Annotated in this window: 24 protein-coding genes; 16 read left to right on the forward strand and 8 right to left on the reverse strand. The window is 61.0% G+C overall.

What is annotated here, in order from left to right:
* Nucleotides 1-3: 3 nt before the first annotated feature.
* Nucleotides 4-963, reverse strand: a complete 960-nt coding sequence (locus tag U5A67_RS31620) for an extracellular solute-binding protein (RefSeq protein ID WP_321817471.1) — start codon at nucleotides 961-963, stop codon at nucleotides 4-6.
* 418 nt (nucleotides 964-1,381) lie between these two features.
* Between U5A67_RS31620 and U5A67_RS31625 the strand changes: the two genes are divergently transcribed.
* The 4 genes from U5A67_RS31625 (at nucleotide 1,382) to U5A67_RS31640 (ending at nucleotide 5,648) form a co-directional block, all read left to right on the forward strand.
* Nucleotides 1,382-2,653: an N-acetylmuramoyl-L-alanine amidase gene (locus tag U5A67_RS31625; RefSeq protein ID WP_321817470.1), complete on the forward strand. Its 1,272-nt coding sequence runs from the start codon at nucleotides 1,382-1,384 to the stop codon at nucleotides 2,651-2,653.
* 14 nt (nucleotides 2,654-2,667) lie between these two features.
* Entirely contained in the window at nucleotides 2,668-3,618 is a 951-nt protein-coding gene (locus tag U5A67_RS31630; protein WP_321817469.1) for a LysR family transcriptional regulator, read from the forward strand.
* A gap of 95 nt (nucleotides 3,619-3,713) precedes the next feature.
* On the forward strand, nucleotides 3,714-5,078 hold the full coding sequence (locus U5A67_RS31635; RefSeq protein ID WP_321817468.1) for a chloride channel protein: 1,365 nt from the start codon (nucleotides 3,714-3,716) through the stop codon (nucleotides 5,076-5,078).
* Between the two features lie 48 nt (nucleotides 5,079-5,126).
* Nucleotides 5,127-5,648 (forward strand): cytochrome c, encoded by a 522-nt coding sequence (locus tag U5A67_RS31640; protein ID WP_321817467.1) that lies wholly within the window; start codon nucleotides 5,127-5,129, stop codon nucleotides 5,646-5,648.
* Between the two features lie 42 nt (nucleotides 5,649-5,690).
* On the opposite strand, the gene U5A67_RS31645 is transcribed toward U5A67_RS31640, so the two are convergent.
* Complete coding sequence (locus tag U5A67_RS31645) at nucleotides 5,691-6,863, reverse strand: porin (RefSeq protein WP_321817466.1); 1,173 nt, start codon at nucleotides 6,861-6,863, stop codon at nucleotides 5,691-5,693.
* A gap of 460 nt (nucleotides 6,864-7,323) precedes the next feature.
* Here U5A67_RS31645 and U5A67_RS31650 point away from each other — a divergent pair, with 460 nt between their 5' ends.
* The gene (locus tag U5A67_RS31650; protein WP_321817465.1) at nucleotides 7,324-8,580 is read left to right on the forward strand and encodes an oxalate decarboxylase family bicupin; all 1,257 of its coding nucleotides are present in this window, start codon (nucleotides 7,324-7,326) and stop codon (nucleotides 8,578-8,580) included.
* Between the two features lie 102 nt (nucleotides 8,581-8,682).
* Here the strand turns inward: U5A67_RS31650 and U5A67_RS31655 are convergent, their stop codons facing one another.
* Nucleotides 8,683-9,648 (reverse strand): LysR substrate-binding domain-containing protein, encoded by a 966-nt coding sequence (locus U5A67_RS31655; RefSeq protein WP_321817531.1) that lies wholly within the window; start codon nucleotides 9,646-9,648, stop codon nucleotides 8,683-8,685.
* Between the two features lie 291 nt (nucleotides 9,649-9,939).
* On the opposite strand from U5A67_RS31655, the gene U5A67_RS31660 reads away from it, so the two are divergent.
* Nucleotides 9,940-10,614, forward strand: coding sequence for a response regulator transcription factor (locus U5A67_RS31660; RefSeq protein WP_321817464.1), 675 nt, complete (start codon nucleotides 9,940-9,942; stop codon nucleotides 10,612-10,614).
* 21 nt (nucleotides 10,615-10,635) lie between these two features.
* Nucleotides 10,636-11,379, forward strand: coding sequence for a response regulator transcription factor (locus U5A67_RS31665; protein ID WP_321817463.1), 744 nt, complete (start codon nucleotides 10,636-10,638; stop codon nucleotides 11,377-11,379).
* 37 nt (nucleotides 11,380-11,416) lie between these two features.
* On the opposite strand, the gene U5A67_RS31670 is transcribed toward U5A67_RS31665, so the two are convergent.
* The gene (locus U5A67_RS31670) at nucleotides 11,417-11,893 is read right to left on the reverse strand and encodes a hypothetical protein (RefSeq protein WP_321817462.1); all 477 of its coding nucleotides are present in this window, start codon (nucleotides 11,891-11,893) and stop codon (nucleotides 11,417-11,419) included.
* A 215-nt stretch (nucleotides 11,894-12,108) separates the two neighbouring features.
* Here U5A67_RS31670 and U5A67_RS31675 point away from each other — a divergent pair, with 215 nt between their 5' ends.
* Nucleotides 12,109-12,393, forward strand: a complete 285-nt coding sequence (locus U5A67_RS31675) for a DUF4148 domain-containing protein (RefSeq protein ID WP_321817461.1) — start codon at nucleotides 12,109-12,111, stop codon at nucleotides 12,391-12,393.
* Between the two features lie 39 nt (nucleotides 12,394-12,432).
* Here U5A67_RS31675 and U5A67_RS31680 read toward each other — a convergent pair whose 3' ends face one another.
* Together U5A67_RS31680 and U5A67_RS31685 are read right to left on the reverse strand one after the other, a co-directional pair.
* Nucleotides 12,433-14,889 carry an ATP-binding protein gene (locus U5A67_RS31680; protein WP_321817460.1) on the reverse strand — a complete coding sequence of 819 codons (2,457 nt, stop codon included), beginning with the start codon at nucleotides 14,887-14,889 and terminating at the stop codon, nucleotides 12,433-12,435.
* Nucleotides 14,886-15,260, reverse strand: a complete 375-nt coding sequence (locus U5A67_RS31685) for a response regulator (protein WP_321817459.1) — start codon at nucleotides 15,258-15,260, stop codon at nucleotides 14,886-14,888. The genes U5A67_RS31680 and U5A67_RS31685 overlap by 4 nt, the downstream gene beginning before the upstream one ends.
* A 337-nt stretch (nucleotides 15,261-15,597) precedes the next feature.
* On the opposite strand from U5A67_RS31685, the gene tatA reads away from it, so the two are divergent.
* The 3 genes from tatA to tatC are packed head-to-tail and all read left to right on the forward strand — an operon-like array spanning nucleotide 15,598 to nucleotide 17,157.
* Nucleotides 15,598-15,813, forward strand: a complete 216-nt coding sequence (gene tatA, locus U5A67_RS31690; protein ID WP_321817458.1) for a Sec-independent protein translocase subunit TatA — start codon at nucleotides 15,598-15,600, stop codon at nucleotides 15,811-15,813.
* A gap of 40 nt (nucleotides 15,814-15,853) precedes the next feature.
* Nucleotides 15,854-16,378 (forward strand): twin-arginine translocase TatA/TatE family subunit, encoded by a 525-nt coding sequence (locus U5A67_RS31695; protein WP_321817457.1) that lies wholly within the window; start codon nucleotides 15,854-15,856, stop codon nucleotides 16,376-16,378.
* On the forward strand, nucleotides 16,375-17,157 hold the full coding sequence (tatC, locus tag U5A67_RS31700) for a twin-arginine translocase subunit TatC (protein ID WP_321817456.1): 783 nt from the start codon (nucleotides 16,375-16,377) through the stop codon (nucleotides 17,155-17,157). Before U5A67_RS31695 ends, tatC begins: the two co-directional genes overlap by 4 nt.
* Before the next feature lie 46 nt (nucleotides 17,158-17,203).
* Here tatC and U5A67_RS31705 read toward each other — a convergent pair whose 3' ends face one another.
* Both U5A67_RS31705 and U5A67_RS31710 read right to left on the reverse strand, forming a co-directional pair.
* Nucleotides 17,204-17,947, reverse strand: coding sequence for a response regulator (locus U5A67_RS31705; protein ID WP_321817455.1), 744 nt, complete (start codon nucleotides 17,945-17,947; stop codon nucleotides 17,204-17,206).
* 163 nt (nucleotides 17,948-18,110) lie between these two features.
* Entirely contained in the window at nucleotides 18,111-19,418 is a 1,308-nt protein-coding gene (locus tag U5A67_RS31710; RefSeq protein WP_321817454.1) for an Nramp family divalent metal transporter, read from the reverse strand.
* A gap of 327 nt (nucleotides 19,419-19,745) precedes the next feature.
* Between U5A67_RS31710 and U5A67_RS31715 the strand changes: the two genes are divergently transcribed.
* Genes U5A67_RS31715 through U5A67_RS31735 form a run of 5 tightly spaced genes read left to right on the forward strand, consistent with a single transcriptional unit; the run spans nucleotide 19,746 to nucleotide 25,582 of the window.
* Complete coding sequence (locus tag U5A67_RS31715) at nucleotides 19,746-20,765, forward strand: LacI family DNA-binding transcriptional regulator (RefSeq protein WP_321817453.1); 1,020 nt, start codon at nucleotides 19,746-19,748, stop codon at nucleotides 20,763-20,765.
* A 30-nt stretch (nucleotides 20,766-20,795) separates the two neighbouring features.
* Nucleotides 20,796-21,881, forward strand: a complete 1,086-nt coding sequence (locus U5A67_RS31720) for an ABC transporter substrate-binding protein (RefSeq protein ID WP_321817452.1) — start codon at nucleotides 20,796-20,798, stop codon at nucleotides 21,879-21,881.
* Nucleotides 21,871-23,631: an iron ABC transporter permease gene (locus U5A67_RS31725; RefSeq protein WP_321817451.1), complete on the forward strand. Its 1,761-nt coding sequence runs from the start codon at nucleotides 21,871-21,873 to the stop codon at nucleotides 23,629-23,631. The genes U5A67_RS31720 and U5A67_RS31725 overlap by 11 nt, the downstream gene beginning before the upstream one ends.
* Entirely contained in the window at nucleotides 23,628-24,737 is a 1,110-nt protein-coding gene (locus U5A67_RS31730) for an ABC transporter ATP-binding protein (protein WP_321817450.1), read from the forward strand. Before U5A67_RS31725 ends, U5A67_RS31730 begins: the two co-directional genes overlap by 4 nt.
* Complete coding sequence (locus U5A67_RS31735; protein WP_321817449.1) at nucleotides 24,734-25,582, forward strand: inositol monophosphatase family protein; 849 nt, start codon at nucleotides 24,734-24,736, stop codon at nucleotides 25,580-25,582. The genes U5A67_RS31730 and U5A67_RS31735 overlap by 4 nt, the downstream gene beginning before the upstream one ends.
* Nucleotides 25,583-25,600 lie beyond the last annotated feature (18 nt).

Raw genomic sequence — 25,600 nt, forward strand, 5'->3', positions numbered from 1 at the left:
ATCTCAGTGGAGTACGTCGCCCTTCGGCTGTCCATATCCGCGCGCCTTGAAAATGGCCTGGCCTTGAGGGCTCAACGCAAATGCAGCGAATTTTTTTGCCTCAAGCGGGTGTGGCGCATTCTTCAGGATTGCCACATAAAAGACCAGCGGCTGGGGCTTGAGCGCCTTTAATTCGCCAGCAGGATTGCGGATGTTGAAGGACACCGTGTTGTACCAGTCCTGCGCGTAGGCGGGATTGCTTAGATTGATCTGATCGGGCAGCGGGATATAAGGCAGACCGGCCGATTTCACTGCGCTTTCATAACCCGACGACGCATCCACCTGACCGGCTTCAAGGCGTGTGAGCAGGCCGCCTTCCCCGAACACTTCGCGCGGGTTCTCCGTATCGCCGAGAAGCCTGTTTTTCAGGCCCGGCTGCTGGTAATAGCGTTCGGCCAGCATCATCGTGAAGATGATGTTCTGCCCTTGCGGATCGATCTTCGCGTCCGTTCTGCCGAAGCGCAGCCCCGGTTGCGCGAGCACCTGCCACCACGGTTGCGCGCCAGCGGTCTGGCTTGCCGCGAGTTGCTTCGCGTAAGCGCTCTTCGGGTTGTAGGCGATCACCATACTGGTACTGGCGACGGGAATCGCCTCGTCGATCAGTCCGGCGCGTTTCAGAATATCCATCGGGCCCGGCGTAATAGAAAAGAACACATCGGCGACGAGATTTTTCGACGCCAGAAGCCGCGCCATGCCATACGCCCCTTCTCCTTGCCCCTGATATTGCACATGGTTTTGCTGTGCGAATGCAGGCCCAAGTCCCTGATCCATGACGACACCCATCGAACCGGCGTAGGTCACGCGCACGGCTTCTTCAGCGTGCGCCGTTCCCATCGACAGGGTCAGTGCTGCGATGGACGCCCATGCGGCCATACTCGGTCTCATACGTTTCCTTTCAGGAAGTTTTACAGATGCTGCTCGCAAGCGGCATGGAAATGTAGCGCGATCAGAAACGTCGGGACGATCACAGTTCGACGTATTTATTCGAACCACAGTGCAGCCGCAGCGCCGTTCTTCGGTAGGTGATATAGCGTATGGGTCGTCAAGATATCGTTAAGAAATGCGGATTTTTTGAATTTCATGGCTATGTATTTTTCTCATTGCCTCATGAAAAACAAGACTTGGACGCGTGCTGTTTTTATCGCTACATTTCGGCGCCTTTACTTTCGGATATTGAGTAGCTGACAGAATTCATACGCCTACGGATCTTCTTCACGCGAAGATGAAGATCGGTTTAATCGCGAGCCTGGCCGCAAATTCCTGCTCGGGCCAGCGATATGATGCAGCGACCATTTCTGCCCACTGGCCTCAAGCCGCTCAGCGCAGCGCGAATCGAAATATCATGGAACATGAAAAGAGGCTTCGTCCTCAACGGCTCGTATCGAGCTGCCGGAATCCTTATACGCGCAGAAAATTCCTGAAACTCGGCGCGTCTGCGCTGGTGGTCGGCATTCGCCCTGAACTTGCGGCCGCGAGCACGAAACCGAAAATCGTCGGCGTGCGGGTATGGCCTGCCGCGGACTATACGCGAGTCGCGATCGAATCCAATCAGCCGCTCGAGGTCAAGGAGCATCGACTCGGGACGCCCGAGCGGCTGGTCGTCGATCTTCAGGGCTTGACGCTGGATCAACGCCTGCGGGACATCGTTGCGCAGATTCATCCAGACGATCCGTATATCAAGGGGGTGCGGGTGGGGCAGTTCTCGCCGGAAACCGTGAGGCTGGTGGTCGATCTCAAGGGCGCGGTCGCGCCGAAGGTGTTCTCCACTGCGCCTGCGGGCCGCTATGGTTACCGCCTGATGGTCGATCTGTATCCGCCGATGCCGACTCCGGCGCAAGCAGCGCATGGGCAAACCGAAGCGCAAGCACAGGCGCAAACCGAAGCGCAAGAGCAAAAAGCCGCCGCGCGCAAGCTGACGATTGCAATCGATCCAGGCCACGGTGGCGAAGATCCCGGTGCGATCGGCGGTTCAGGCACCTACGAGAAGCACGTCGTACTGGACATCGCGCGCCGTCTGCGCGAGCGGATTCGCGCCAGTGCCAATATGCAGGCCATGATGACGCGCGACGACGACTTTTTCGTTCCGCTGGGCACGCGCGTCGCCAAGGCGAAAAGCGCCGGCGCGGACCTGTTCGTTTCCATTCACGCCGATGCTTTTACGACTTCGGCGGCCCATGGATCATCGGTCTTTGCGCTGTCCGAACACGGCGCGTCGAGCGCCGCCGCGCGCTGGATCGCAACGAGTGAAAACCATTCGGACGCGATCGGCGGCCTGGATCTGAGAGTCGCGGATCGGCATCTTGCGCCGGTGCTATTCGATATGTCCACGACGCAGCAAATCAACGATTCGCTCAAGTACGGCGCCTTCGTTCGCGACGAAATCGGGCAAATCAATCATCTGCATGGCAGCGGCGTCGAACAGGCTGCATTTGCCGTCCTGAAAGCGCCGGATATTCCGTCGATTCTGGTGGAAACGGCATTCATCAGTAATCCAGAAGAAGAGAAAAAGCTGTTGAACGCTGCGTACCGGCAGGAGATGGCCGACGCGATTTTCAGAGGAATTCAGCGTTATTTTTCGAGCAATCCGCCTCTTGCGCACCGCGTTGAGGTCTAGCAAACAGGCCGACGATGAACAAGCTTCACGCAATGCGTGTTTTTGTGCAGGTAGTGGAACTCGGCAGCTTCAGCCAGGCGGCGCGGCGCATGGGTATATCCGCGGCAGCCGCGACCCGATGCGTCCAGTTGCTGGAGGAGGACGTGAATGCGCGCCTGCTCGACCGCAGCACGCGGCACGTGCGCCTCACCGACGCGGGGCGCAATTATTGCGACGGATGCCGCGCCATCATCGTGCAGATCGAGGACGTCGACGTCTCGCTTTTTCAGGCCATGCGTGCCGACAAAGGGCTCATCAGGATTGCCGCGCCGACCTTGTTCGCGGTGACCGAACTCGCGCCGCTGCTGCGAGCTTATCGCAGCCAGAATCGACAGATCGAGTTCGACGTGACGACTTATGACGGAGCGCGCAATCTGATCGAAGGCGGCTATGACGTTGGCTTCGCGACGAGCCGGCATGCCGTTGGTTCGACGCTGGTGAGCCGGCCGCTGAAACGCTTTGGCGAATGGCTCGTAGCGGCGCCGGCTTGGCTGGCGGTGCAACCATGCCCGCACAGTCCCCAGCAATTGCGGGCGGGCGACATTCTCTCGGTATCCGACGATCGTCACGCGTTGGAAATCGACGACGGCGACACGCTTCATGTGGTCAATCTGCGCCCCAGGCTGCTCACGCAAAGCGCCGAAGTCGTTCGCTCTGCCGCGCTGGCTGCGATGGGGATCGCCGTGTTGCCGGAGTGCCTGGTGACGGAGGACGTGCGCGCCGGTCGGCTGGTTCGTCTCCTGCCGCAGTGCGAACTGCGCGACGTCCATGAGGTCTCGCTGGTCTATCCAGGCCGCCACTACCTGACGATGAAGGTCCGGCGCTTCATCGAGTTCGCAGTCGCCCGGTATCGCAGTCCCGCGACAGCTGCTATTGCGGCCCGGCTTGACGCCGCCACGCCGGCGAAATCGCCAATTCATGCGTAAAAATCATTACTTTAGAAAAATAAGTAACAAAGCGCATACATAAAGCGGGATACCATTCGGGTTATCCCGTAATACACGCATTGCAGGCCGTTCTCATGAGTTCCCACGCAACATCCTCCGTCCATCCCACTGGCACCCCCACGGCAACCCGGTCTTCGTCCAGCAAACCGCTGGCGTTTGCGCTGGTGACCGTGCTGACCGGCGTCGGCGCCGGACTTGGCGGGATGACGCTTGCCTTGATCCTTCATGCCGTGCAGCACATCGCTTACGGCTACAGCATCGGGCAGTGGGTGGGGCACGAGAGCTTTCTGCAAGGCGTGAGCGCTGCATCGGCGTGGCGCCGGTTGGTCGTATTCGCGCTTTGCGGCGGCGTGGCGGGCATTGGCTGGGCCGCGTTGTATCGCTATGGCCGGCCGCTCGTCAGCATCCGCAAGGCGGTTGGTTCCGCCGATCCGCGCATGCCGCTGGTGAGCACGACAGTGCATGCGTTGTTGCAGATCGTGACGGTCGCGCTCGGCTCGCCGCTCGGACGCGAAGTCGCGCCGCGCGAAATCGGCTCGCTGTTGGCGGGGCGTCTCGCGCATCGCGCCGGACTGACGAGCGACGATTGCCGTCTCATGGTGGCATGCGGCGCGGGCGCGGGCCTTGCTGCGGTCTACAACGTGCCGCTTGGCGGCGCCGTGTTCGTGCTGGAGGTGTTGCTGGGGACATTTGCGCCGCGCGCGTTGATTGTCGCGCTGGTGACGTCGACGATCGCCGCAATCGTGGCTTGGAGCGGCTTGGGCAACGAGCAGCAATATGTCATTCCCGCCTTTGTTTCCAGCGCGCCGTTGCTGATCTGGGCAGCGTTGTGCGGGCCGCTGTTCGGGCTGGCGGCATGGGGCTTCGTCAAGCTGACTTCCAGCGCGCGTGCCCATGCGCCGCGCGGTATGAGTCTGGTGACAGGGTCGATCGTGAACTTCGTGGCGATTGGTGCGCTGGTTACGGTGTTTCCGCAACTTGCGGGCAATGGTAAAGGCGCAGCGTCGCTGTCGTTCGGCGGCGATCTTGCCATCGGGCTTGCCGCGGCGCTGCTGGTGCTGAAGGTCGCGATCGAGGCATCGAGCCTGCGTGCGGGTGCGGAAGGCGGTCTGCTCACCCCCGGCATGACTAACGGCGCGCTGTTCGCGGTGGTGCTGGGCGGCATCTGGAGTCACTTCCTGCCGACGCTCGCGCCCGGTGCGTGCGCGCTGATTGGCGCAGGGGCGTTTCTCGCTGCTTCCATGCAAATGCCGCTGACCGCCGTGGTCCTCCTTGTCGAATTCACGCATGCGAATCACAACTTGTTGTATCCCCTATTGCTTGCCGTTGCAGGGGCGGTGATGACGTTCCGGGCGATTCCGGTCGTCATCGCCTATACGGACAATCTGCGCGTGCGTACGGCAACGCCTGAAAAGCAGGTCGAACACACGAGCGTGTGATGCAGAGATTCGACGACTGATTATTCTTCGACTTTTCCTGTGAGTTTCATGACCATTCGCCAGAATGCCGTTATTGCGCTGTGCTCGATTAGCGCCTGTTTTACCCTGCTTGCCCTGGCGGCGCTTTGCTATATGTTTTCCGGGCACGTGGCGATTGCCGCGACATCGAAAGACAACCGGCTGGTAGCCTGGTTGTTGCACACTACCTACCAGCATTCGCTCGACAGGCAGTCTGCATCGGTGGTCGTTCCCGCTCATCTGGAAACGACGGAATATATCGCGGCAGGCGCAAAGCTCTACGCGCAGCACTGCGTTTATTGCCATGGCGCGCCTGGTGCTGCGTCTGATGCAATTGGTGCAGGCATTGCACCTCAAGCGCCGAAATTGCTGGCGGCCGCGCGCAAGAATAATCCGCAATCGACTTATTGGGTCATGCGGCATGGCGTGAAGATGACCGCCATGCCTGCTTTCGGCAAATCGCTTCCAGACAGCGATCTCTGGAAACTCGCTGCATTCCTGCGCGCCGGAAAAGGAATTGACGCTGCACATTACGCGACGCTTCTGAATTGAGTCACGCAGGGACGCAATCATGACGGCGTCCCCGGTCATCATTTAAAACTGGTGCCGCAAGCCCGCAACGAGAAGCAACTGATGGCCGTTTGCGGAAGGCGTCACGTTAAACATCGACGCATTGAATACCGAGTAACCGCCACCACCGCTGACCGTCTGGTAAAGGCTTTCGAGGTAGACGTCTGTGTGATTGCTGAAACGGTAATCAGCCTGCAGGATTGCTTCATGCCACTTGGGGTTGAGGCTGGCGCTCGACGATTCGAAATGGCCGTCCGTGTAGGTGTATGACGCGGCGAGGCTCACAGCCGGTGTGACGAAGTATCGGCCATTGATTTCGAAGTTGTCGAAGCTCAGCAGATCGCCCACGAGCGGTTCGAGACTGCCGCCTTGCCAGACGCTGGTGACGTCGCGAGTCGACGAATGAGTCCATACAACGCCCACGGCGGAATGGCCAAATGAATATTTGCCTCCCAGACCCCACACGCGTTCGCGGCCACCGGTAACCGTCGCATCGCCGTCGCTATTGGTGATCGCGCCATCTGAATTGAAATTCGCCGAGTCCGCCGAGCGATCCGTCTGGCCGTAGCTTGCAACGAGCGCGAGCGGTCCATTCTCATAGCGCGCGCCAAAACTGTAGGCGCGATTATTGGCGAATTGTCCCGCTTCATTCGAAAAACCATACATCGCGCCGAGCGTGAGTCCGCGATAGGTCGGGCTGACATAGCGCACCGAATTGCGGATGCTGGTGTGACGGATCATATCGTCGTTATTGAACGGATGAGAGGCGAGGTTGCCGCCCCAGCCGCGGCCTTCGGCGCTGAGTGCAGAAAGCCATTGCGACATGAAACTATATTGGCGGCCCACCGTGAGCTTTCCTTCTGCTGCAGAGGACAAGCCGATATAGGCCTGACGTCCAAAGATGTCGCCGGTATTGCCGAGCTTGCCGTTCGTACTGGAGAAGCCGTCTTCGAGTTGAAAGATGGCAGCGAGACCACCACCGAGATTTTCCTTACCCTGCAAGCCCCAGCGCGAAGCGTGCGTGCCGCCGCTGTCCATTTCGATGCCGCTCGTACCATGACCGGCCGTACCGGTCGCCATGTTATTGGCGTAAATCAGCGCCGTGTCGATGGTGCCGTACAAGGTCACGCTGCTTTGCGCGTAGCTATGACTCGAAAAAGCGGCGAGAACCGCCGAAGCCAGGATCAGTTTCTTCATGTCTGCAATCTCACATCAACCCTCGCGCTATCAGTGCGTAGATCGATTCGATATGTCCGTTCTGATATAGCGAGGATGAAAAAATTGGCGCCCGCAGTGCGCCTTGACAAAATAATCACAAAGCCATCAATTCAATTACGAGTCTTTCTCCATTGCAAGATTCGAGGGGAATGATTCCTGTAAATGAAGTTTCGCTTTGGCAAACGGTTTTTTAATTTGCGAACCGGATCTTAAGCGTGCGATTCGTGTCGATAGCGGTACAGTCGAGACTATAAAGATGAAGTACAGTTTAGCTCGAAAAACCATAATCTCACGTGATGGTTTCATTCCGAATATGTGAATATCTTTTGGCAACATGAAGCTCTAACATCAATTGCACGGACGACGCAATGAATACGGCGTCCAGAATTTACGACCCAGTTTCAACACGTTCAATTCAGGCAATTGCCAGGAGCTATCCATGACCGATTTGTCCCGACGAAAAATGCTGGTAGGCGCGGCGGCCGGCGCAGCTGCGCTCGGCGTCGCTGCTACGGCGAAGGCCGCGACGTTCGGCAACCCGGACCGTCCGCCCGAAGGCCGGATCAATGCAAAGAGCCCCACCAGTCTCGATGATCCGGGTCCGCAGAACCCCACGCTGGCCAATGAATTCCCCGATTTCCAGAATCCGCCGGCCACTGATATCAACGGCATGGATCTGTTCTGGGCCTCGTTCAACAATGCGCATAAGCGCTATCAGAATGGTGGCTGGGCGCGCGAAGTCACGCAGAACGATTTCGCCATTTCGGAAGATATCGCGGGCGTGAATATGCGTCTGTCGCAGAACGGCATTCGCGAAATGCACTGGCATCAGCAAGCCGAATGGGCAATCATGCTCGACGGCGAATGCCGCATTACGATTCTGGACGAACAAGGGCGCTGCCAGGTCGCCGATGTGAAGAAGGGCGATCTCTGGTATTTCCCGCCGGGGCTGCCGCATTCGCTGCAAGGTCTGGGGCCGACCGGCGCCGAATTCATGATCGCTTTCGATAACGGTAAGTCATCCGAATTCAATACGCTGCTGGTGACCGACTGGATTGCCCATACGCCGCCTGAAGTGCTTGCCGCGAACTTCAATGTGCCGAAGGACGCCTTCAAGAATATCCCGACCGACAATCTGTGGATTTTCCAGGGCGACGATCCTGGTCCGCTCGCCGATGCGCAGGGAGCGGTCAAATCGCCGCTTGGCGCACCGGATTTCCCGTTTGTGTTCTCGCTTGGCTCGATGAAGCCGATCAAGGAAACGAAGGGCGGCTCGGTGCGTATCGCGGACAGCCGCAATTTCAAGGTATCGACGAATATCGCTGCCGCAATGGTGACGATCAAACCGGGCGGCCTGCGTGAGCTGCATTGGCACCCGAACGCCGACGAATGGCAATACTGGATTCAAGGCCAGGGCCGCATGACCGTGTTCGACACCGGCCCGAAGGCGGCCACTGCGGATTTCCGGGCTGGCGATATCGGCTACGTGAAGAAGAGTCTCGGCCATTACATCGAAAATACCGGCGATACCGACATCATCATGATCGAAGTGTTCAAGGCCGATCATTTCGCCGAAGTCTCGTTGTCCGACTGGCTCACGCACACGCCGCCGAAGCTGGTCATGGAACATCTGAACATCACGGAAGACGTGCTCAAGCGTTTCCCTAATAATCGCCCGGACGTGTTGCCGGCTTGATTCCGCGCTTGATGCAGTATTTGCAGATGTAGCGCGGTGAATGATGCCCACTCCCTCAAAAAGGGAGTGGGTATTCAAGCTCCCTCGCCGTGAACGATCTGCTCACGCTGCCGCGGCAATTGCCGCGTCGTGAAATACCGTGCCATTGCGAATGGCCGGGCGCGCGATCAGTGCAGCGCCTTCTTCCAGAAGAAATGCCTTGAATGCCTGTGCCACCTGTGAAAGCGTTTTCCCCGTCATCTGTGCGACTTTCAATTGGCGGATGACCGGAAGACCGATCACATCCAGCACAGCCAGCATATGCGCGCGAGCCTCCAGCTCGATGGCGGACGCAGGCAAAAAGCTGATGCCGAGTCCCGCAATGACTGCTTGCTTGATGGCCTCGGTGTTGGGGATTTCGGTGGTATCGCTCAACCGGTCCAGCACGTCCGGCAGGCTGTGTTGCATTGCCGAGCGTGTATCGGAGCCTTGCTCGCGCAGGATGAAGCGTTCGCTGCCGAGTTCCGCGCGCGCAATGCGTTGCCGGTGCGCTAGCGGATGGTCGGGCGCAGCGATCACCACAAAGGGCTGCGGTGCGAAACACTCGACGCACATACGGCTATCGGCCGGCGTTTCCGCCATCACCGCCAGATCGATCTCATTCGCTTCCAGCAAGCGAATCAGTTCGTCCCGGTTTCCGACTTTCAATTCGAGCTTGACGCCTTCGTTGCGCCGGCGAAATTCGGCAATCAGGCGCGGAAACGAATACCCGCACGCCGTCACCACGCCGATCTTCAGACAGCCGCCGGAGCGGCCCTTCATTTGCGCGAGCACCTGCTCGACCTGATTGAACCGGTCGATGATTTCGCGAGCATGCCGCGCCATCTCCTTTCCCGCCTCGGTCAGGAAAATCTTTTTCCCTAATTGCTCGAATAGAGGCACGCCCGCGTGTTCTTCCAGATGCTTAATCTGGGTCGATACAGCCGGTTGAGACAGATGCAGTTCAAGTGCCGCGCGCGAGAAGCTCAAACGTCGAGCAACGGTCTCGAAGGTCTTGAGCTGACGTAACGTTGCGTTTTTCACGGTAATGGGGCTCGCATTCTGGAGAAATCGCTGCTTTTTGGAGCGGGCGATCAGTACGTCAAAATTGCACATCGCAGCATAAGAGACGCTCCGGCAATCGGCCATGTTCGCAACATTGAAGATTGTTCATGTTCGTGACTTTGGGCCGTCCGGCATTACATCTGTAACGCAGGCGCTGTCTGATGCAATCAATGCGCAACCGGCAATGACGACACTCCCCACACAGCTTGTACAGGTTCACGAGTGAAGAACAGTATCAACTCGTGACCCGCATCGACAGCCAGTGAGGAATCAGCAATGACGACCGTGTTGACTATCGAGCAGGATCGCAACGCCGCGACCGAGATAGTGGATGAACTCACTCGCCGCGGCTATCGCGTCGAGCACATCGAAAGCGCCAAGGAGGGGCTGAAACGCGCGCTCAACGAAACCTGGGATCTGGTGACGCTGGGCGATATCGCGTCGGAAGCAGGCAACACCTGCATTTTGCGAGCAATGCGCGAAGTCGGTATCGAGACGCCGGTTCTCATGATCAGTTCGCGCGGCGATTTGCAAAGCCGCGTGAGCGCACTGCGTACCGGCGCCGATGCCTATTTGATCAAGCCATTCAGTACGGAAGAGATGGTTGCGCGACTCGAAGCGCTGAACCGTCGCTGCGGGAGCGCTCCGGCCCCCGCGCAATTGCTGCGTCATGGTTCGATTGAACTCGATCTGATTGCGCGCACGGTGCAACGAAATGGCGAGCCGATTGCCTTGACGCCAAAGGAATTCAAGGTTCTGGAAGTCTTTTTGCGTCACGCCGGCACCGTGATTACGCGATCGATGCTTTATGAAGCGGTCTGGAGCTATCACTTCGACCCGGGGACGAATCTGGTGGATGTGAATGTCGGCAAACTGCGCCGCAAATTCAATGTTGCTGGCAAACCAGCCTTGATACGCGCGGTGCGCGGCGCTGGTTACGTACTCGATTAATCGTCAAACCGGAAATCTTCTATGCGTATTCTCTTTATCGGTTCTCCAGGTCCAGAATCCGAATGGCTCTGCAAGGCGTTGCGCGAAAGTACGCACAGCGTCCTCTGGAGTACGACATGTGCGGCCGGCGTTCGGGCTAGCCAGGACGAAGTATTCGACGTGGTAATGTTGATCGCGCAATCGTCGGCGCCATTGATGGGGTTGGAGGAGGTCGTTGGCGATATCCGCAAAGGGTCGCCGGATGCGGTATTTGCGCTGGTCATGAAAGCGCATTCCGCTGACGAACGTGCCGAATTTTTTAAGTCCGGGATCGATGTGTGCTTTTCCAGACCGTGGTCGTTTGTCGAAATGCACGAAAGGATTCTGGCGCTGCATCGCACCACCGCGCTGGCACAACACGGCTATCGGAACATCGAACCCTGCCTGAAGCTCGACGCACAGACGCGCGAACTGGTGAACGGTACGGCGCGGCTCGCGGTGACAAAGCGCGAGTTTCTGGTGCTCGAATGTCTTCTCCGCAATGTCGGCGTGCCCGTCAAACACGAACAGCTTCTGCGCTATGCTTGGTGTGACGAGGAGGAGAGCGATATTGCGACCATTCCGCCGCTTATCTGGCGGCTCCGGCGCAAACTACAGGGCCGTCTTCCCGATGTCTCGATCGTCACCGAGCAGGCTTATGGCTATCGGCTTACGCACCATGCCGGGCCCGCGCCGCTGCCATTTCGCGCAGACGGCACGACGGCTGCACACCGAGCATATGCGTGATTGAACGGGAACACGCATGGCCTAGGCCGAGAGAAAATCATCGGGAAATCCTGCTCCATTTGTACGTACCGAACTGGAGTTTGTCCTTGCTGAATTCAGGGCGTCGTCGCCCGTTGCTGAGTTGCTGGGTGACGATCGTATTGACCTGTTGCAGCCGCCGTCCCGCGGTCTTGATGGCGCGAATGGGGGCAATGCTCAACTGAAAGTCGTGCAAGGTCACGAGCGTCTTGTACTTTTCGATGCCTTCCTGGGAAAAGCCCCAGCCCTTACCGGCCAGCCCGTCGCGCAATGCGGCGGACAGCGCGTTCTGGCAGCCGAGCACATCGAAAAACGTCAGGCGTCCATATCCTGCTTCTGCGAGGAAACTGGTCACGAACATCAGCGTGGTCAACGCCTGCGCGGCGCCCAGCCAGCCGCTGCCCGTACGCATGGCCTCCAGCGAGACGTGATAGCGCAACGAGAGCGCATCGGCGCTCGCGGCGGGAAGCGGTAACACGGCTTCTGGCGTCGTCATCAATTCACCTCTCACATTGCCGGGCTCGCCGCGGCGGTGTTATCTGGAATCGAAATGCTATCCAAACGACGCGAATCGGCGAATTTTTGAGGATGAAAACTCTTTTATGTTTTTGTCGACAACCGGTTCTGGATAAAAAATATTTCACGCGTTTACAAGCGATAAAAACCGGCTGAGTGGCTAGCATTGATACCGTATTCTCTACGGACGAAATCATGAAAATCAAATGCCTGGTATCCCTGACGTTCCTTGTCGTGAGCGCATCGGCCGTGGCCGCGCCGCACCTGACACACCAGCAATGCAACGACTATCCCTTCAAGCCATTGAAGAAAGAGGTCACGCATGCGCAGCTTGAACAGGAGCTGGCGGAACTGGAGGCGGTGGGCTACGACCCGTCTCAGGACGATAACGAGTATCCGCAGGATCTGATGACGGCGCAGCACAAGCTTTCAAAGGAATATGCGCGCGACTGCACCGGCGCCGTATCGGCCCAGCGATAGTCCGTCTTCAAGTGGGGCGACGAAGGCCGCGTTAGCTGCTCAGCCTGCGAATATCTGATGCAGGGCACGTGCGATATCGATTTGTTGGAGCGGCTTTCGCAGCAGCATGCGCACACCGGCTTCGATGGCCTTCTTTTCCAGTTCGGGCGTGCCATAACCGCTGCAAAGGATCACAGGAATGGTGGGGCGAATTTGGCGTACCCGCGCGGCGAGTTCGAGCCCGCTCAATTCGGGCATCGTCTGATCGCTTATCACGGCATCAAAGCGTTCTGGATCGCTGGCGAATGCTTTCCATGCGGCGCTGCTCGATTGAAAGCCTACGGGCTCGTAGCCGAGTTCGGCGAGCAATTCTTCGGCGAGGCTAACGAGTGCATGTTCATCGTCGACAACGAGCACGACCTGGCCATCGCCTTGCGGCGGCGCAGCGGCCTCGTGTACGACGTCGGGAGCTACTTCGCTGCTGACGGGCAGGAACACCTCGAAACGGCTGCCCTGTCCCGGGGCGCTGATGACGGACACTGCGCCGCCATATTCGCGCACGATGCTGTCAACCAGCGAAAGTCCCAGGCCCGTGCCTTCGCCCGCTCCGCGGGTGGTGAAGAACGGATTGAAGATCCGCTCGATGAGCGCGGCGTCCATGCCGACGCCCGTATCGGCGACGCAAAGCCTGGCGAAATCGCCGGGCCCAATCAGCCCGCTGGTGAGGCTAGCCGTCTCGGCCAGATGTACGCGCTCCAGCGCAACGGTGAGCGTGCCGCCATGAGGCATCGCATGCAGGGCGTTGCTGCAGAGATTCATCACGACCTGGTGGATATGGGTCGGGTCGCCCATGACCACGATGTCGCCCGCCTTCATACGCAAGACGATGCCGATACCCGCAGGAACACGTGCTTCGAGCAGATCGATGGTTTCCGCAACAACAGGCGAGAGCCGGACCGGCAGACGCGCGACCATGCCGCTGCGACTGAAGGTCAGAATGCGCTCGACCAGGCTGCGGGCGCGGTTGCCGGCATTCATCATCTGTTCGATGTAGCGATGCGCGGGTGTTCGAGCGTCCAGCGCATGCAGGGCGCGCTCGCCATAACCAAGAATCGCCCCCAGAATGTTGTTAAAATCGTGGGCGATGCCGCCCGCAAAGGTGCCCAACGCCTCTAGTTTCTGCGCCTGCATGAGTTGCGCTTCAAGGCGGCTGCGCTCGATCTCGGACAAACGGCGCTGCGTCACGTCTTCGAGCGTGGCAACGAGTACGTCTTCGTGCCCGGACGATTGTTCGAATCGATATTCCGATGAGGAAACCCGAGCAATACTGATATCCGTCCAGATCATGGTGCCGTCGCGATGCACAAAACGCTGCTCGAAACGGGCCGTGACGATATCGCCGCCAATCAGTCTGGTAATTTGGCCTTGAATACCGCGTGCGTCTTCGTCGTGACTGATTTCAATGGCATTGAGTTTGGCGAGTTCGATGCCGCTATAACCGACCATGCGTTGAAAGGCAGGATTGCTCGCAATAAATTGACCCGCTGTGCGAAGCACCACGACGCCAATTGGCGCATTTTCGAATACCGCGCGCCAGCGCTGCTCGCTGGAATGCAGGCGCTCGGCAAGTGTTTGCTGCCGACGCATCTGGCGCGCCAGCGCCAGCGCCAGCACGGCCACCAGCAAGGAGATGGAACTGGTACGCACGAGTGCTGTGATAAAGCTGTCGTGCCAGTCCGCGAGCACGACCCGGCGATCGCGGGACACCGTGACGCGAAGCGGGAAGCCCGTCACGATCCGCTGCGCGGATTGCAGGTCTGCGGTGTCGCCTGGGTCTAGCTCGCGCGAGAAAGCCACCACGGGCACGCCGTCGTCGAGCGATAACTGGATCTGCGTGCCGCGGCCCAGGTCGACCTCGCGATAGAAGCGCTCGAAGTAATCGTCTTCGACCAGCGCACGCACTGCGCCTTGAAAATGGCCTGCCGAATCCCACATGCCAATGGCAACGGCAAAGGTCGGCTTGCTGTCGGCAAGACTTTTGAGCGGCCGACTAATGACGGTTGCGCCCGGCGCCGAATGCTGGATCTGCCGGAAATATTCGCGCGGCGCGATATCGATGTCAGGCTGACCGGGCGGCTCCGAACTGGCAATACGATTGCCGGCCGCATCGAAGATACTCAATTCGCGAATCTGCGGAACATCGGCGACTTCGCGCTTCAGGAAATCTTCGATGGCTTTATCGGGTACCTGAATCTGCTGCGGTACGTTCGCCGTCACACTCGTGCGGCGCAGGATCAGCTGGATTTCCTGCAGCGACCGGGCGGCCTGCTCGGCCAGCGCACTGGAAATGCTGGAGAGTTCGCGATTGTTTCCCTGTAGCGCCAGATTCCTTGCGCGCCAGCTATCCCATGCTGCGGAAACGCACACGCATATGACGATGACACATGCGCCCACCATGACGAGCGGTCGCCGATACGTGCTGCCGATCTTGATCTTCGAAAATTCGGTGGGCTTCATGTACGCGATAGCGAATGCCGGTAGGGCAGCAATAAATCGTCGATGGCCGCAACCAGAGCCGTGCCCTGAAACGGTTTGGCCAGTACTCTGGCCACACCGAACTGCCGTGCCGTTTCGCTTTCCATTCCGGCGCCAACAAGAAAGTAACCGGACGTCGCCACAATAGGCGTGCCGGGAAAAAAGCAACCGAGCCGGGCAATCTCATCGCGCGCCCGCGATGCGGGTCGATTCAGATCGACGACGATGGCGCCCAGCGTGCTCGCAACATAAGCTTCGCTGCACTGCAGCCAATGGCGATCCATGACGCGATAACCGGAATCCTGAAGCCAGAGGGAAACCAGACCGAAGATCGCCGGATCGCTGTCCAGCACGAGTATGTTCCTTGAACCCGCCATATTGTAAGCCCCGTCGAGATCCGTCGATTGAACCGGGTATGCCCCAGCTTTACCGCTATTTCAGCGGCGGGACATTGCAGGGTTGTTTCATCCAGTTAGCCGATCGTTTCATTTGAAATAGAGGCGAGGGCGCACGGGCACGCAAGCTCCAGGACACTGCATCGCTGTGTTTCAAATGAAATGCAGGCCCGACGTCATGAAACGAAGTCGTAACGGGTGATTGGTCAAATGCAATGCGTGGCTTCCACGCAGACGGAAGCCCACTGCAGAGCCTTTTCAGGCTGATATCGAACACTTTTCGCAAGGAAGCTTTATGGGCAGCCTCAGTATCTGGCATTGGATCATTGTGCTGGTCATTGTGTCGTTGGTGTTTGGCACCAAAAAGCTGCGCAATATCGGCGGCGATCTGGGGGGAGCCGTCAAAGGTTTCAAGGACGGCATGAAAGAGGTCAATTCACTGCCTGGAGCCATGAAAACGGAGACGGGCGATGCGCTGCGTCAGGATGCCGACGCAACGCGAATGTCGTGACCGTTCATGGAGCGCGCGATAGGCGCGACAGGAGTTTCCTATGTTTGACTTTGCATTGTCGAAAATGGCGATGATTGGCGTCGTGTCGCTGGTCGTGCTCGGGCCCGAACGCCTCCCCCGGGTTGCGCGCACGAGCGGCGCGCTGCTCGGCCGCGCACAACGCTATATCCATAGCGTGCGCGAGGAAGTGTCGCGCGAAATAGAACTCGCGGAAATCAGGCAAGCGGTGAAAGAGGTGGAGTTTTCGGCGCGATTGCTGGAAACGTCGTTGCACGATGGTATGCATAAAGCCGAAAGCTTCGCGCATGCGGCCACGACGCCTGAATCAATGACGCCGACTGCCGCATTGCCAGCGCCGGACGCAAACGTCCACACCGCGCCGCCGTTTGTGCGAGCCGATGAAATCATCGGCCAGACGCAGGCGAGACGCCGCCGCTGGCGCAGCAGGCAGGTCACATTGCCCAAGTGGTACAAGCGCGCATCGACGCGCCGGCGCAAGCTGGCATCCGACGCCGCACGCAGGCAGGCCACGCTGTCCGATATGCGCGCGGGAGAACCCGCATGAACGATATCGTGCGCGCAGTCGAGCGCGAACCCGAATCGCTGATATCGCACCTCGTCGAATTACGCACGCGCATCGTTCGTGCGGGCATTTCGGTGCTGGTGCCGTTTGTCTGTCTGGTCTATTGGGCGCCGGAAATCTTCCGCCTGCTCGCGCGACCGCTCATGGAAAACCTGCCGCATGACGGCAAGCTGATCGTCACGGACGTCACCGGATCGTTCTTCGCGCCGATGAAAGTGACGATGCTGGTCGCGTTCATCATTGCGTTGCCGTTCGTGCTCTACCAGTTGTGGGCATTCATCGCGCCGGGGCTTTATCAGCACGAAAAGCGCCTGATTGCGCCGCTGGTCTGCACGAGCTACGCCCTGTTTTTATGTGGCATGGCGTTCGCGTATTTCGTGGTGTTCCCCAACATCCTGCGCGTGATGGCGCATTACAATGCGCCGCTGGGCGCGGCAATGAATACCGATGTCGATAAGTACCTGAGCTTTGCCATGACGATGTTCGTCGCGTTTGGCGTCACGTTCGAAGTGCCGGTATGCGTCGTCCTGCTGGTCAGGATTGGGCTGGTGACGGTCGCACAGTTGCGGGCAAATCGCGCCTATGTCGTCGTGGGCGCGTTTATTGTCGCTGCTGTCGTCACGCCGCCGGATGTGTTTTCGCAATTGATGCTTGCGGCGCCGCTCATCGCCCTGTACGAAGTCGGCATTCTGGCCGCGCGCGCTTTTGTCCGATCCCGTCACGACAAAAACGACGCTGGCGAGCCAAACTCACTCGATTAAAACGCCTGAGCGAAGAGGTCAAAACGATCTCTTCGCTGCACCGCATTTAAATCGATGCGGAGCGAACCTTTTCGACCTGCTCGGAAAACACATAGCCTGCGCCACGCACGGTCTTGATGTAACGCGGATTCGACGGATCGGCCTCGATTTTGCGGCGCAAGCGTAGGATCTGCACGTCGATCGACCGGTCGTATACATCGTCATACATACGGCTCGCTTCCAGCAACTGGTCCCGCGTCAGGATATTGCCTGGCGCAGAGAGAAAGGCCGTCAGCAGCGAAAACTCTCCATTGGTCAGCACGATGGCCTCGCCCAAAGGCGAGGTCAGACGGCGCGTGCCCGTATTCAATTCCCAGCCATCGAAACGGTAGGCGCGTGCGTCGGCATTGCGCCCGGTCGTCGTTGCCGCCGTCGCGGTGACCGACGCACGCCTGAGCACGGTGCGGATTCTGGCGAGCAATTCGCGCAGGCTGAAAGGCTTGGTCATATAGTCGTCCGCGCCGAGTTCCAGCGCCATGACGCGATCGGCTTCATCCAGACGCCCGGTGACGACGATGATCGGCAACGACGACGTTTCGCGCATACGGCGGGCGATTTGTGCGCCATCGCCATCGGGAAGTTTCAGGTCGAGGATCACGAGATCGAGCGCGTGCTCTTGCAGCGCGCCGGCCATTTCCGCGCCATTCGCCGCGGTGGTGACGCGAAAATCGTTTTCGCTCAGATAGTCGCCGATGAGTTCGCGCATGGCGGGATCATCGTCCACGACCAGAATATGGGCCAATGTAGGCATGCTTTCGACCGGATCGTCCGTCAAATGGCTTGTCAGAAGTGGCTTCGCGGAAGCCGGGATGGGCTGCAAAACACGACGGGCGCCGCCATTGCGCCAGTTCTCCGGGAGAACCAGCAGAATGGACGACGCCCGCCACGCGCCATGCGCAGCCCGCAGCGTTATTTTACGCTGCGGGCAATCCGGAGAGGCTAACGCCAAACGTCTGCAGAATCAGCACGGCATTCAGAACGAGCACGACTACTGTGCCGCTCAGCGCCGCAAACCGAACGACGCGGCTATTGGCAAATTCCCCCATGATGTCGCGGCGGCTGGTGAATACGATCAACGCGATCATCGGCACTGGCAAGGCAAAGCTCAGGACTACCTGGCTATAGACGAGCGCCTCGGTTGCATTCATGCCGAGCGCGATCACCACAAACGCCGGAATCATCGTCACCAGGCGGCGCACCCAGACGGGTACCGGAAAGCCCACGAAACCCTGCATGATCATTTGACCGGCCATTGTGCCAACCACCGAACTGGAAATGCCCGATGCCAGTAGCGAAACCAGAAACACGGCGGCAGCGCCTGCGCCCAGCAGCGGCGTGAGCGTGCGCCAGGCGGTATCGACATCGGCAATATCGGCGTGACCGGCGTGGAAAGCCGCGGAGGCCATGACGACCATCGCCATGTTGACCATGCCCGCAATCGTCAATGCGACGACGGTTTCCTTATTCGAAAAGCTCAGCAATGTGCGGCGTTCGGCGTTGTTTTTCGCGGGCGCGCGATTCTGCGTCAGCCCTGAATGCAGATAGATGGCATGCGGCATGACCGTCGCGCCGAGTATGCCCGCCGATACCGCGAGTGCATGATTCGAGGCCAGTTGCGGAACCAGCGTGCCATGCAGCGCGGCGCTCCACGACACCGGCGCGACGAACACCTCCAGCAGATAGCACAGCGCAATGATCGAAACGAACGCGCCGATGGCGAGTTCGATCGGCCGATAGCCTTGCTGCTCCATCAGCAGGATCGCATACGTGACGATGCCGGTGATGACCATGCCTTCCATCAGCGGCAGATGCAGCAGCAATGAAAGGCCGATGGCGCCGCCGAGGAATTCGGCCAGATCGGTTGCCATCGCCGCAATTTCGCTGACGGCCCACATCGCGTACACGAGCTTGCGCGGCAGATGTTCGCGGCAAAGTTGCGCGAGGTTTTTCTGCGTGACGATGCCCAGCTTCGCCGACAAGGCCTGAAACAGCATCGCGATGAGATTGGCGCAAAGTACGACCCATAGGAGCGAATAGCCAAATTCGGCCCCGGCCTGCAGATTGGTGGCGAAGTTGCCCGGGTCGACGTAGGCAATCGAGGCGATCACGGCGGGGCCAGCAAACAGGAGCTGCGCGAGCACGCCTTTTCTTCGCCCTGCAAGCACGTCCTGAATGGCGCGCGTGGTTCGCTCGGTCAGACCCGCAGGTTGTCCGGTGCTCATGAATCCCATCCCTGAATCAAATATGGAAACTGCCTTATGGGCCGTACCGCACCGTGGCGTGGCGCAGGCGTGCGGTCGCGTGCCGATTGCCGTGCGATCGCGACGGCGGATTCAGCTAGCCAGCAGAATATCGACGCAGGGAGGGGGTGTTGAATGGCGCAAGCATTAAAGATCTTTTATGTTGAGCCGGGAGGAAAGGCGGCCGGACTGTTTCGCGAGAATTGATGCAGAAGTTCGGCTTGTCACGCAACGGACACATACGCACCCTAAGCTCCGCGGTCATCATTGGCAGCCACAGGCCGCTCGACGGCCCTCCCGAACCATCTGATGAGTACCAAGGAGAAAAGCTGGGCCGTGGCCGAAGACGTCGCGCGCATGGCGGGCGTCTCGCGCTCGGCCGTCTCGCGCACGTTCACGCCGGGCGCGAGCGTATCGGCGAAAACGCGTGCGCGCGTACTCGAAGCCGCGCGCACGCTCAACTATCACGTCGATATCAACGCGCGCAATACGATCCAGGGCCGCAGCAATTTTGTTGGCGTGGTGACGTCGGCGCTCGCGAGTCCGTTTCGCGCGCAACTATTGACGCCGATCGCGCATCATCTCGGCACGCGCGGCATGCTGCCGATTCTCATGAACGCCGACGATCCCGACCAGATCAGCTACGCACTGCACGTGCTGCTGAGCTACCGGATCGCGGGCGTCATCATGACCTCTGGTGCGCCGCCGCTAGCGCTCGCACGCGAATATCTCGACCGCCAGGTGCCGGTCGCGATGATCAACCGAGTCGCCGAACTCGAAGGCGCCGATCTCGTCAACAGCGACAACGCCGCGGGCGGCGCACTCGCGGCCCGCGCACTATTCGACTCCGGCGCGCTGCGCTTCGCCTTCATCGGCCCGCAGGCGACCCACCATGGCGCGCGCCAGCGCTGCGAAGGCTTTCTCGTCGGTCTCGCGAATTGCGGCGTGCGCCGCGCGCGCGCGACGGTCTGCAATACCACGATCGTGTCGTACGAAGCGGGGCAACTCGCGGCGCGCGAGCTGTTCGCGGGCAGCGGCGAGGCGCCCGACGGCGTGTTCTGCGCCACCGACATGATCGCGCTCGGATTCATGGACGAAGCGCGGCGCGCCTTCAATCGGCGCATTCCCGACGATGTGCGCGTGGTCGGCTTCGACGATATCCAGCACGCGGCGCTCGACAGCTACCGGCTCTCGACCATCGCCCAGAACACCGACGCGCTCGCGCAAGGCGCCGTCGATCTACTCGCCGAACGCATCGGCGATTTTTCGCGGCCCACGCAGGCGCGCGTGATTCCTGTCTCGTTCGTGCGCCGCGCCACGACCGGCTGACCCCTCCGTTTTCCGCCCGATTCCATCGCCATGTCTCTGTTTTCCCGTTTTCGACTCTCGCCTCGCCGCTTTGCAATCGAGTGCAAAAAGCCTTTGCGCGGACTCGCGGCGTTGCTGGCTTCATCGGCGCTATGGTTTGCCGCGCCGTCCGCGCATGCTGACGAGCGCCTGAATCTGCTCTGTTCCGCCGATCTCGAATGGTGCCAGTTGATGAAAAACCGCTTCGAACAGGAGACGGGCGTGCATGTCGCGATGATCCGCAAGAGTGCGGGCGAGGCGCTGGCGCTCGTCGCCGCGCAGCGCGCGCATCCGCAATTCGACATCTGGTGGGCAGGTTCCGGCGACGCGCATTTGCAGGCCGCGTTCGAGGGGCTGACGCAGGACTATCGCTCGCCGCAGCTTGCGCAGTTGCAACCGTGGGCGCAGCGCTTCGCGCAGGTCGGGCGCACGCGCACGGTGGGCGTGTATCAGGGCGTGCTGGGCATCGGTTACGACGCGGGCGCGTTGCGCCGCCGCAAACAGGCGCCGCCGCGCTGCTGGCGCGATCTGCTCGCGGGTGCCTGGCGCGGCGACGTGCAGATCGCCAATCCGAATGCTTCCGGCACGGCTTATGTCGCGCTGGCGACGCTCGTGCAGCTCGATGGCGAGGATGGCGCGTTCGATTATCTGCGCCGCCTGAACGCCAACGTGAGCCAGTACACCTCGACGGGCGTGGGTCCGGGCGAAGCGGTCTCGCGCGGCGAGGCGGACGTGGCCGTGGAATTCCTGCACGACCTCGTCAAACAGCGCGTGGCAGGCTTCGATATCGCGACGACCACGCCATGCGAGGGCACGGGCTACGAGATCGGCGGCATGAGTCTGATCGCGGGCGCCGCGCATGCGGCGCTCGCGCAGCGCTTTTACGAATTCGCCTTGCGCGCCGATATCCAGTCGCTCGCCGACAAGGCCCACGCGTACCAGATTCCGTCGAATCGCGCCGCCGCGGTTCCGGCCAACGCGCCGCGCCCCGACGGCATCCGTCTGATCGACTACGACTTCGCGCGCTTCGGGGACCCGGCTGTGCGCAAGCATCTGCTCGAACGCTGGAACACCGAGATCTACGCGCATGCGCACTGACGGCGCTTTCGACGGCTTTGCGTGCGCGGTGCTGATTGCCGTTTGCGCGGCGCTCGCGGTGTTCGTGGCGATGCCGCTCGTGCGCAGCGTGCTGCTGCCCGCGCTCGCGGCGTGGCGCGCGCTGTTCGATGCGGGAATCTGGTCGCTCGCCTGCCTGCGTGGCGCAGCGTGCGGCAGCGGCTGGCACACGCTCGCGCTAGGCGGCGCGAGCGCCACGCTGGCCACGCTCGTGGGCGGCGCGCTTGCGCTGCTGGCGCAACGCGGCCGCCCGGCGCGCTGGCCCATCATGCGCGCCGCGCTGCGCGGTATCGCCGTGCTGCCTTCGATCACGCCGCCGTTCGCGGTCGGTCTCGCGCTGATTCTGCTGCTTGGCCGCAACGGCATCGTCACGCGCGAAGCGGCTGAGCTGCTCGGCCTCGCGCCGGGCCGCTGGCTCTACGGCGCGCCTGGCATCGTGCTCGCTCAATGTCTCGCGTTCGCGCCGCTGGCGTATCTCACGCTGCGCAGCGTGGTCGCGCGCGTGCCCGCGCCGCTCGAAGAAGCGGCGGCAACGCTGCGCGCCTCGAACTGGACGATCCTGCGCACGGTCACGTGGCCGATGCTGCGCCCCGGCGTGGCGAACGCGTGGCTGCTGTGCTTTATCGAAAGCGTGGCCGATTTCGGCGATCCGCTGGTGGTGGGCGGCAATTTTCGCGTGCTGTCGACGGATCTGTATTTCGCCGTGGTGGGCGCTGAGCAGAACGCCGCGCGCGCCGCCGTGCTGGCCGTGTGGCTGCTCGTGATTGCGCTCGCGGCCTTCATGTTGCAGCGCGCCTGGCTGGGCCGCGCGCGTTACGCGAGCGTCAGCGGCAAGCCGGTGGCGGCGCAGGTCATGCCGCTGGGCAAGCGCGTGCAGGGCGCGCTGGCGCTCGTCTGCGCGCCGTGGTGCGTGTTTGCGCTCGCCGTCTACGCCACGCTGTTGATCGGTGGCTTCGTGCGTCTGTGGGGCGTGGATTTCACGCTCACGACCGAACATTTCGCCGATGTGCTGGGCGTCGCCATCGACGCTGGGCGGCTGGTGTGGTCGGGCTCCGCCTGGGACGCCGTGTGGGAAACGCTGCGTCTCGCCGCGCTGGCCGCGCCGCTCACGGCCGCCGCGGCCTTGCTGGCGGGCTGGCTGCTCGCGTGCCGGCGCTTCGCGGGCCGCGGTCTGCTCGACGCCGCTTTCGCCGTATCGCTCGCCGTGCCGGGCACGGTCATGGGCCTCGCGTGGGCGCGCGCCTTCGACGCGCCGCCGCTGATGCTCGCAGGCGGCGCGTCGATCCTCGTGCTCTCGTTCGTGTTGCGCAATATGCCGCTCGGTTTGCGGGCGATTTCGGCGGCCTTCGCGCAGATCGACCCGGTGCTCGACGAGGCATCGGCGAGCCTGCGCGCCGGTTCGTGGACGACGTTGCGCCGCGTGCATCTGCCGCTGTTGCTGCCGGCGATCGGTGCTGCGCTGATTCACGGTTTCGTGCGCGCCGCAACGACGGTCAGCGCGGTCATTTTTCTCGTCAGCGCCGATCACGATCTCGCGACCACGTATCTGATGGGCCTCGTGTCGAACGGCAGCGACGGTCCGGCGCTCGCGCTGGCGGGTGCGCTGGTCGTGGTGTTGTGTGCGCTGCTGGGCGTGGCGCAGGCACTGGCCCGCGCGGCCCGGACATCGAGACGCTTTACACCGGCGCGGCATCGGCGGCATGCACGCATGACTACGGAATCCTTTTCATGAGCACCGTCACGCAAGCAACTTCAAAGCATACCGATACCGCGCAGGCCGCCGTCGTGTTCGAAGGCGTGCGCAAGCGGTGGGGCCAGCGCACTGTGCTCGACGATCTGTCGCTCACGATCGCGCGCGGCAAGCTCACGACGCTGCTCGGCCCAAGCGGATGCGGCAAGACCACGATGCTGCGGCTGATCGCCGGGCTCGATCTGCCCGACGCGGGGCGCATCGTCATCGGCGGGCGCGATGTGACGCGGCTGGGCGCGCAGGCGCGCAACGTCAGCATGGTGTTCCAGTCGTATGCGTTGTTTCCGCATCTGAGCGTGGCGGACAACGTCGGCTATGGTCTGAGCGTGGCGCGCGTGCCGAAGCGCGATGTCGCCGCGCGTGTGGAGATGGCGCTTGCGCGCGTGGGTCTGAGCGCCTGCGCGCGACGCATGCCGCACGAACTCTCCGGTGGGCAGCAGCAGCGCGTGGCCGTGGCGCGCGCACTGGTGCTCGAACCGGAGGTGATGCTGTTCGACGAACCGCTTTCGAATCTCGATGCGCGTTTGCGCGTGCAGGTGCGCGAGGAAATCCGCGATCTCCAGCGCGAGCTGGATTTGAGCGTGGTCTACGTGACCCATGATCAGGAGGAGGCGCTCGCGATCTCCGACGAGATCGTCGTCATGGAGGCTGGCGCCGTCGCACAGCACGCCGATGCGCGCTCGCTGGTCGAGCGGCCGGCCAACGCATTCGTCGCGTCTTTTATCGGCAATGCGAATTTTCTGGCACTGCCGGTGCTGAGCTGCGCCGATGGTCGCGCGCATTGCGATCTTTCCGGCGTGCCGCTGGATCTGGCGTGGAACGGACCGCGCATCGTGCGTGCACGCATTGCCGTCCGGCCCGAAGCGCTGGCGCTGGAAATCATCGATCACTTTGCTCCTCACCGCGGGCTCGCAGGCGTGATACGCCGCGCGACGTGGCTCGGGCGGAGCACGCACTACACCGTCGAAACGACGGCAGGAGATCTCACTGTGTCATCGCATTCATTGGACCGGCCGCTTGCCGAAGGCGCACGCGTTGCCGTGACGCTCGACGCGCGCGGCGCGCATCTGCTCGGAGAGGCGTCATGAGTCACGCATGTCAGTCCGCGCGTTACGAAGCCGCGCGTGCCATCGCGCTCGAAGCCGGTCGTCATGCGCTGGCGTGTTTCGCGCAGCGCGAGCGGCTCGTAGTCGAATACAAAGGCGTGCAGGATGTCGTGAGCATCGCCGATCGCGAAGTCGAGGAACTCGTGCGCGCACGCATCGCGGCGCGGTTTCCGGGCGACTGTTTTCTCGGCGAAGAAAGCGCGGGGCACGCGCTTGAAGCAACGCCCGGCGATGCGTCGCGCGCGCTCTGGATCGTCGATCCGATCGACGGCACCAGTTGTTTCTTGCACGGCATGTACGCGTGGTGTGTGTCGATTGCCGTGGTGATCGACGCTGAACCGGTGATTGGCGTGGTCTACGATCCGAATGCCGACGAGCTTTTCCACGCGGAAAAAAATGGCGGCGCATGGATCGATGCGCCCGCAACGAACGACGATTTCGCGCGCCGTGCTTTACAGATCAGCGATGCGGCCAGTGCGCGCGATGGTGTGCTGGGCGTGGGCATTTCGCATCGGGTGAGCAGTGCGCCGTTTCTCGCGTTCGTGGAGCGCTGGCTCGAACAGGGCGGCATGTTCGTGCGCAACGGCTCGGGTGCGCTGATGCTCGCGTACACCGCAGCGGGGCGATTGATCGGCTATTACGAGCCGCATATGCATGCGTGGGACGCCGTTGCGGGCATCGTGCTGGTCACGGAGGCGGGTGGTCGCACCAACGCGTTTTTCGCCGATGACGGTCTTGCACGCGGCAATGCGGTAATCGCCGCGAATCCGCGCATCTATGGCGACTTGAACGCCGACATCGCCGCCACCGCTTTTTTAGCGGCGTGATTGCACACGAGTGCATTT

Origin of the sequence: Paraburkholderia sp. J69-1 (assembly GCF_905220255.1) — a bacterium.
Classification (GTDB): Bacteria; Pseudomonadota; Gammaproteobacteria; order Burkholderiales; family Burkholderiaceae; genus Paraburkholderia.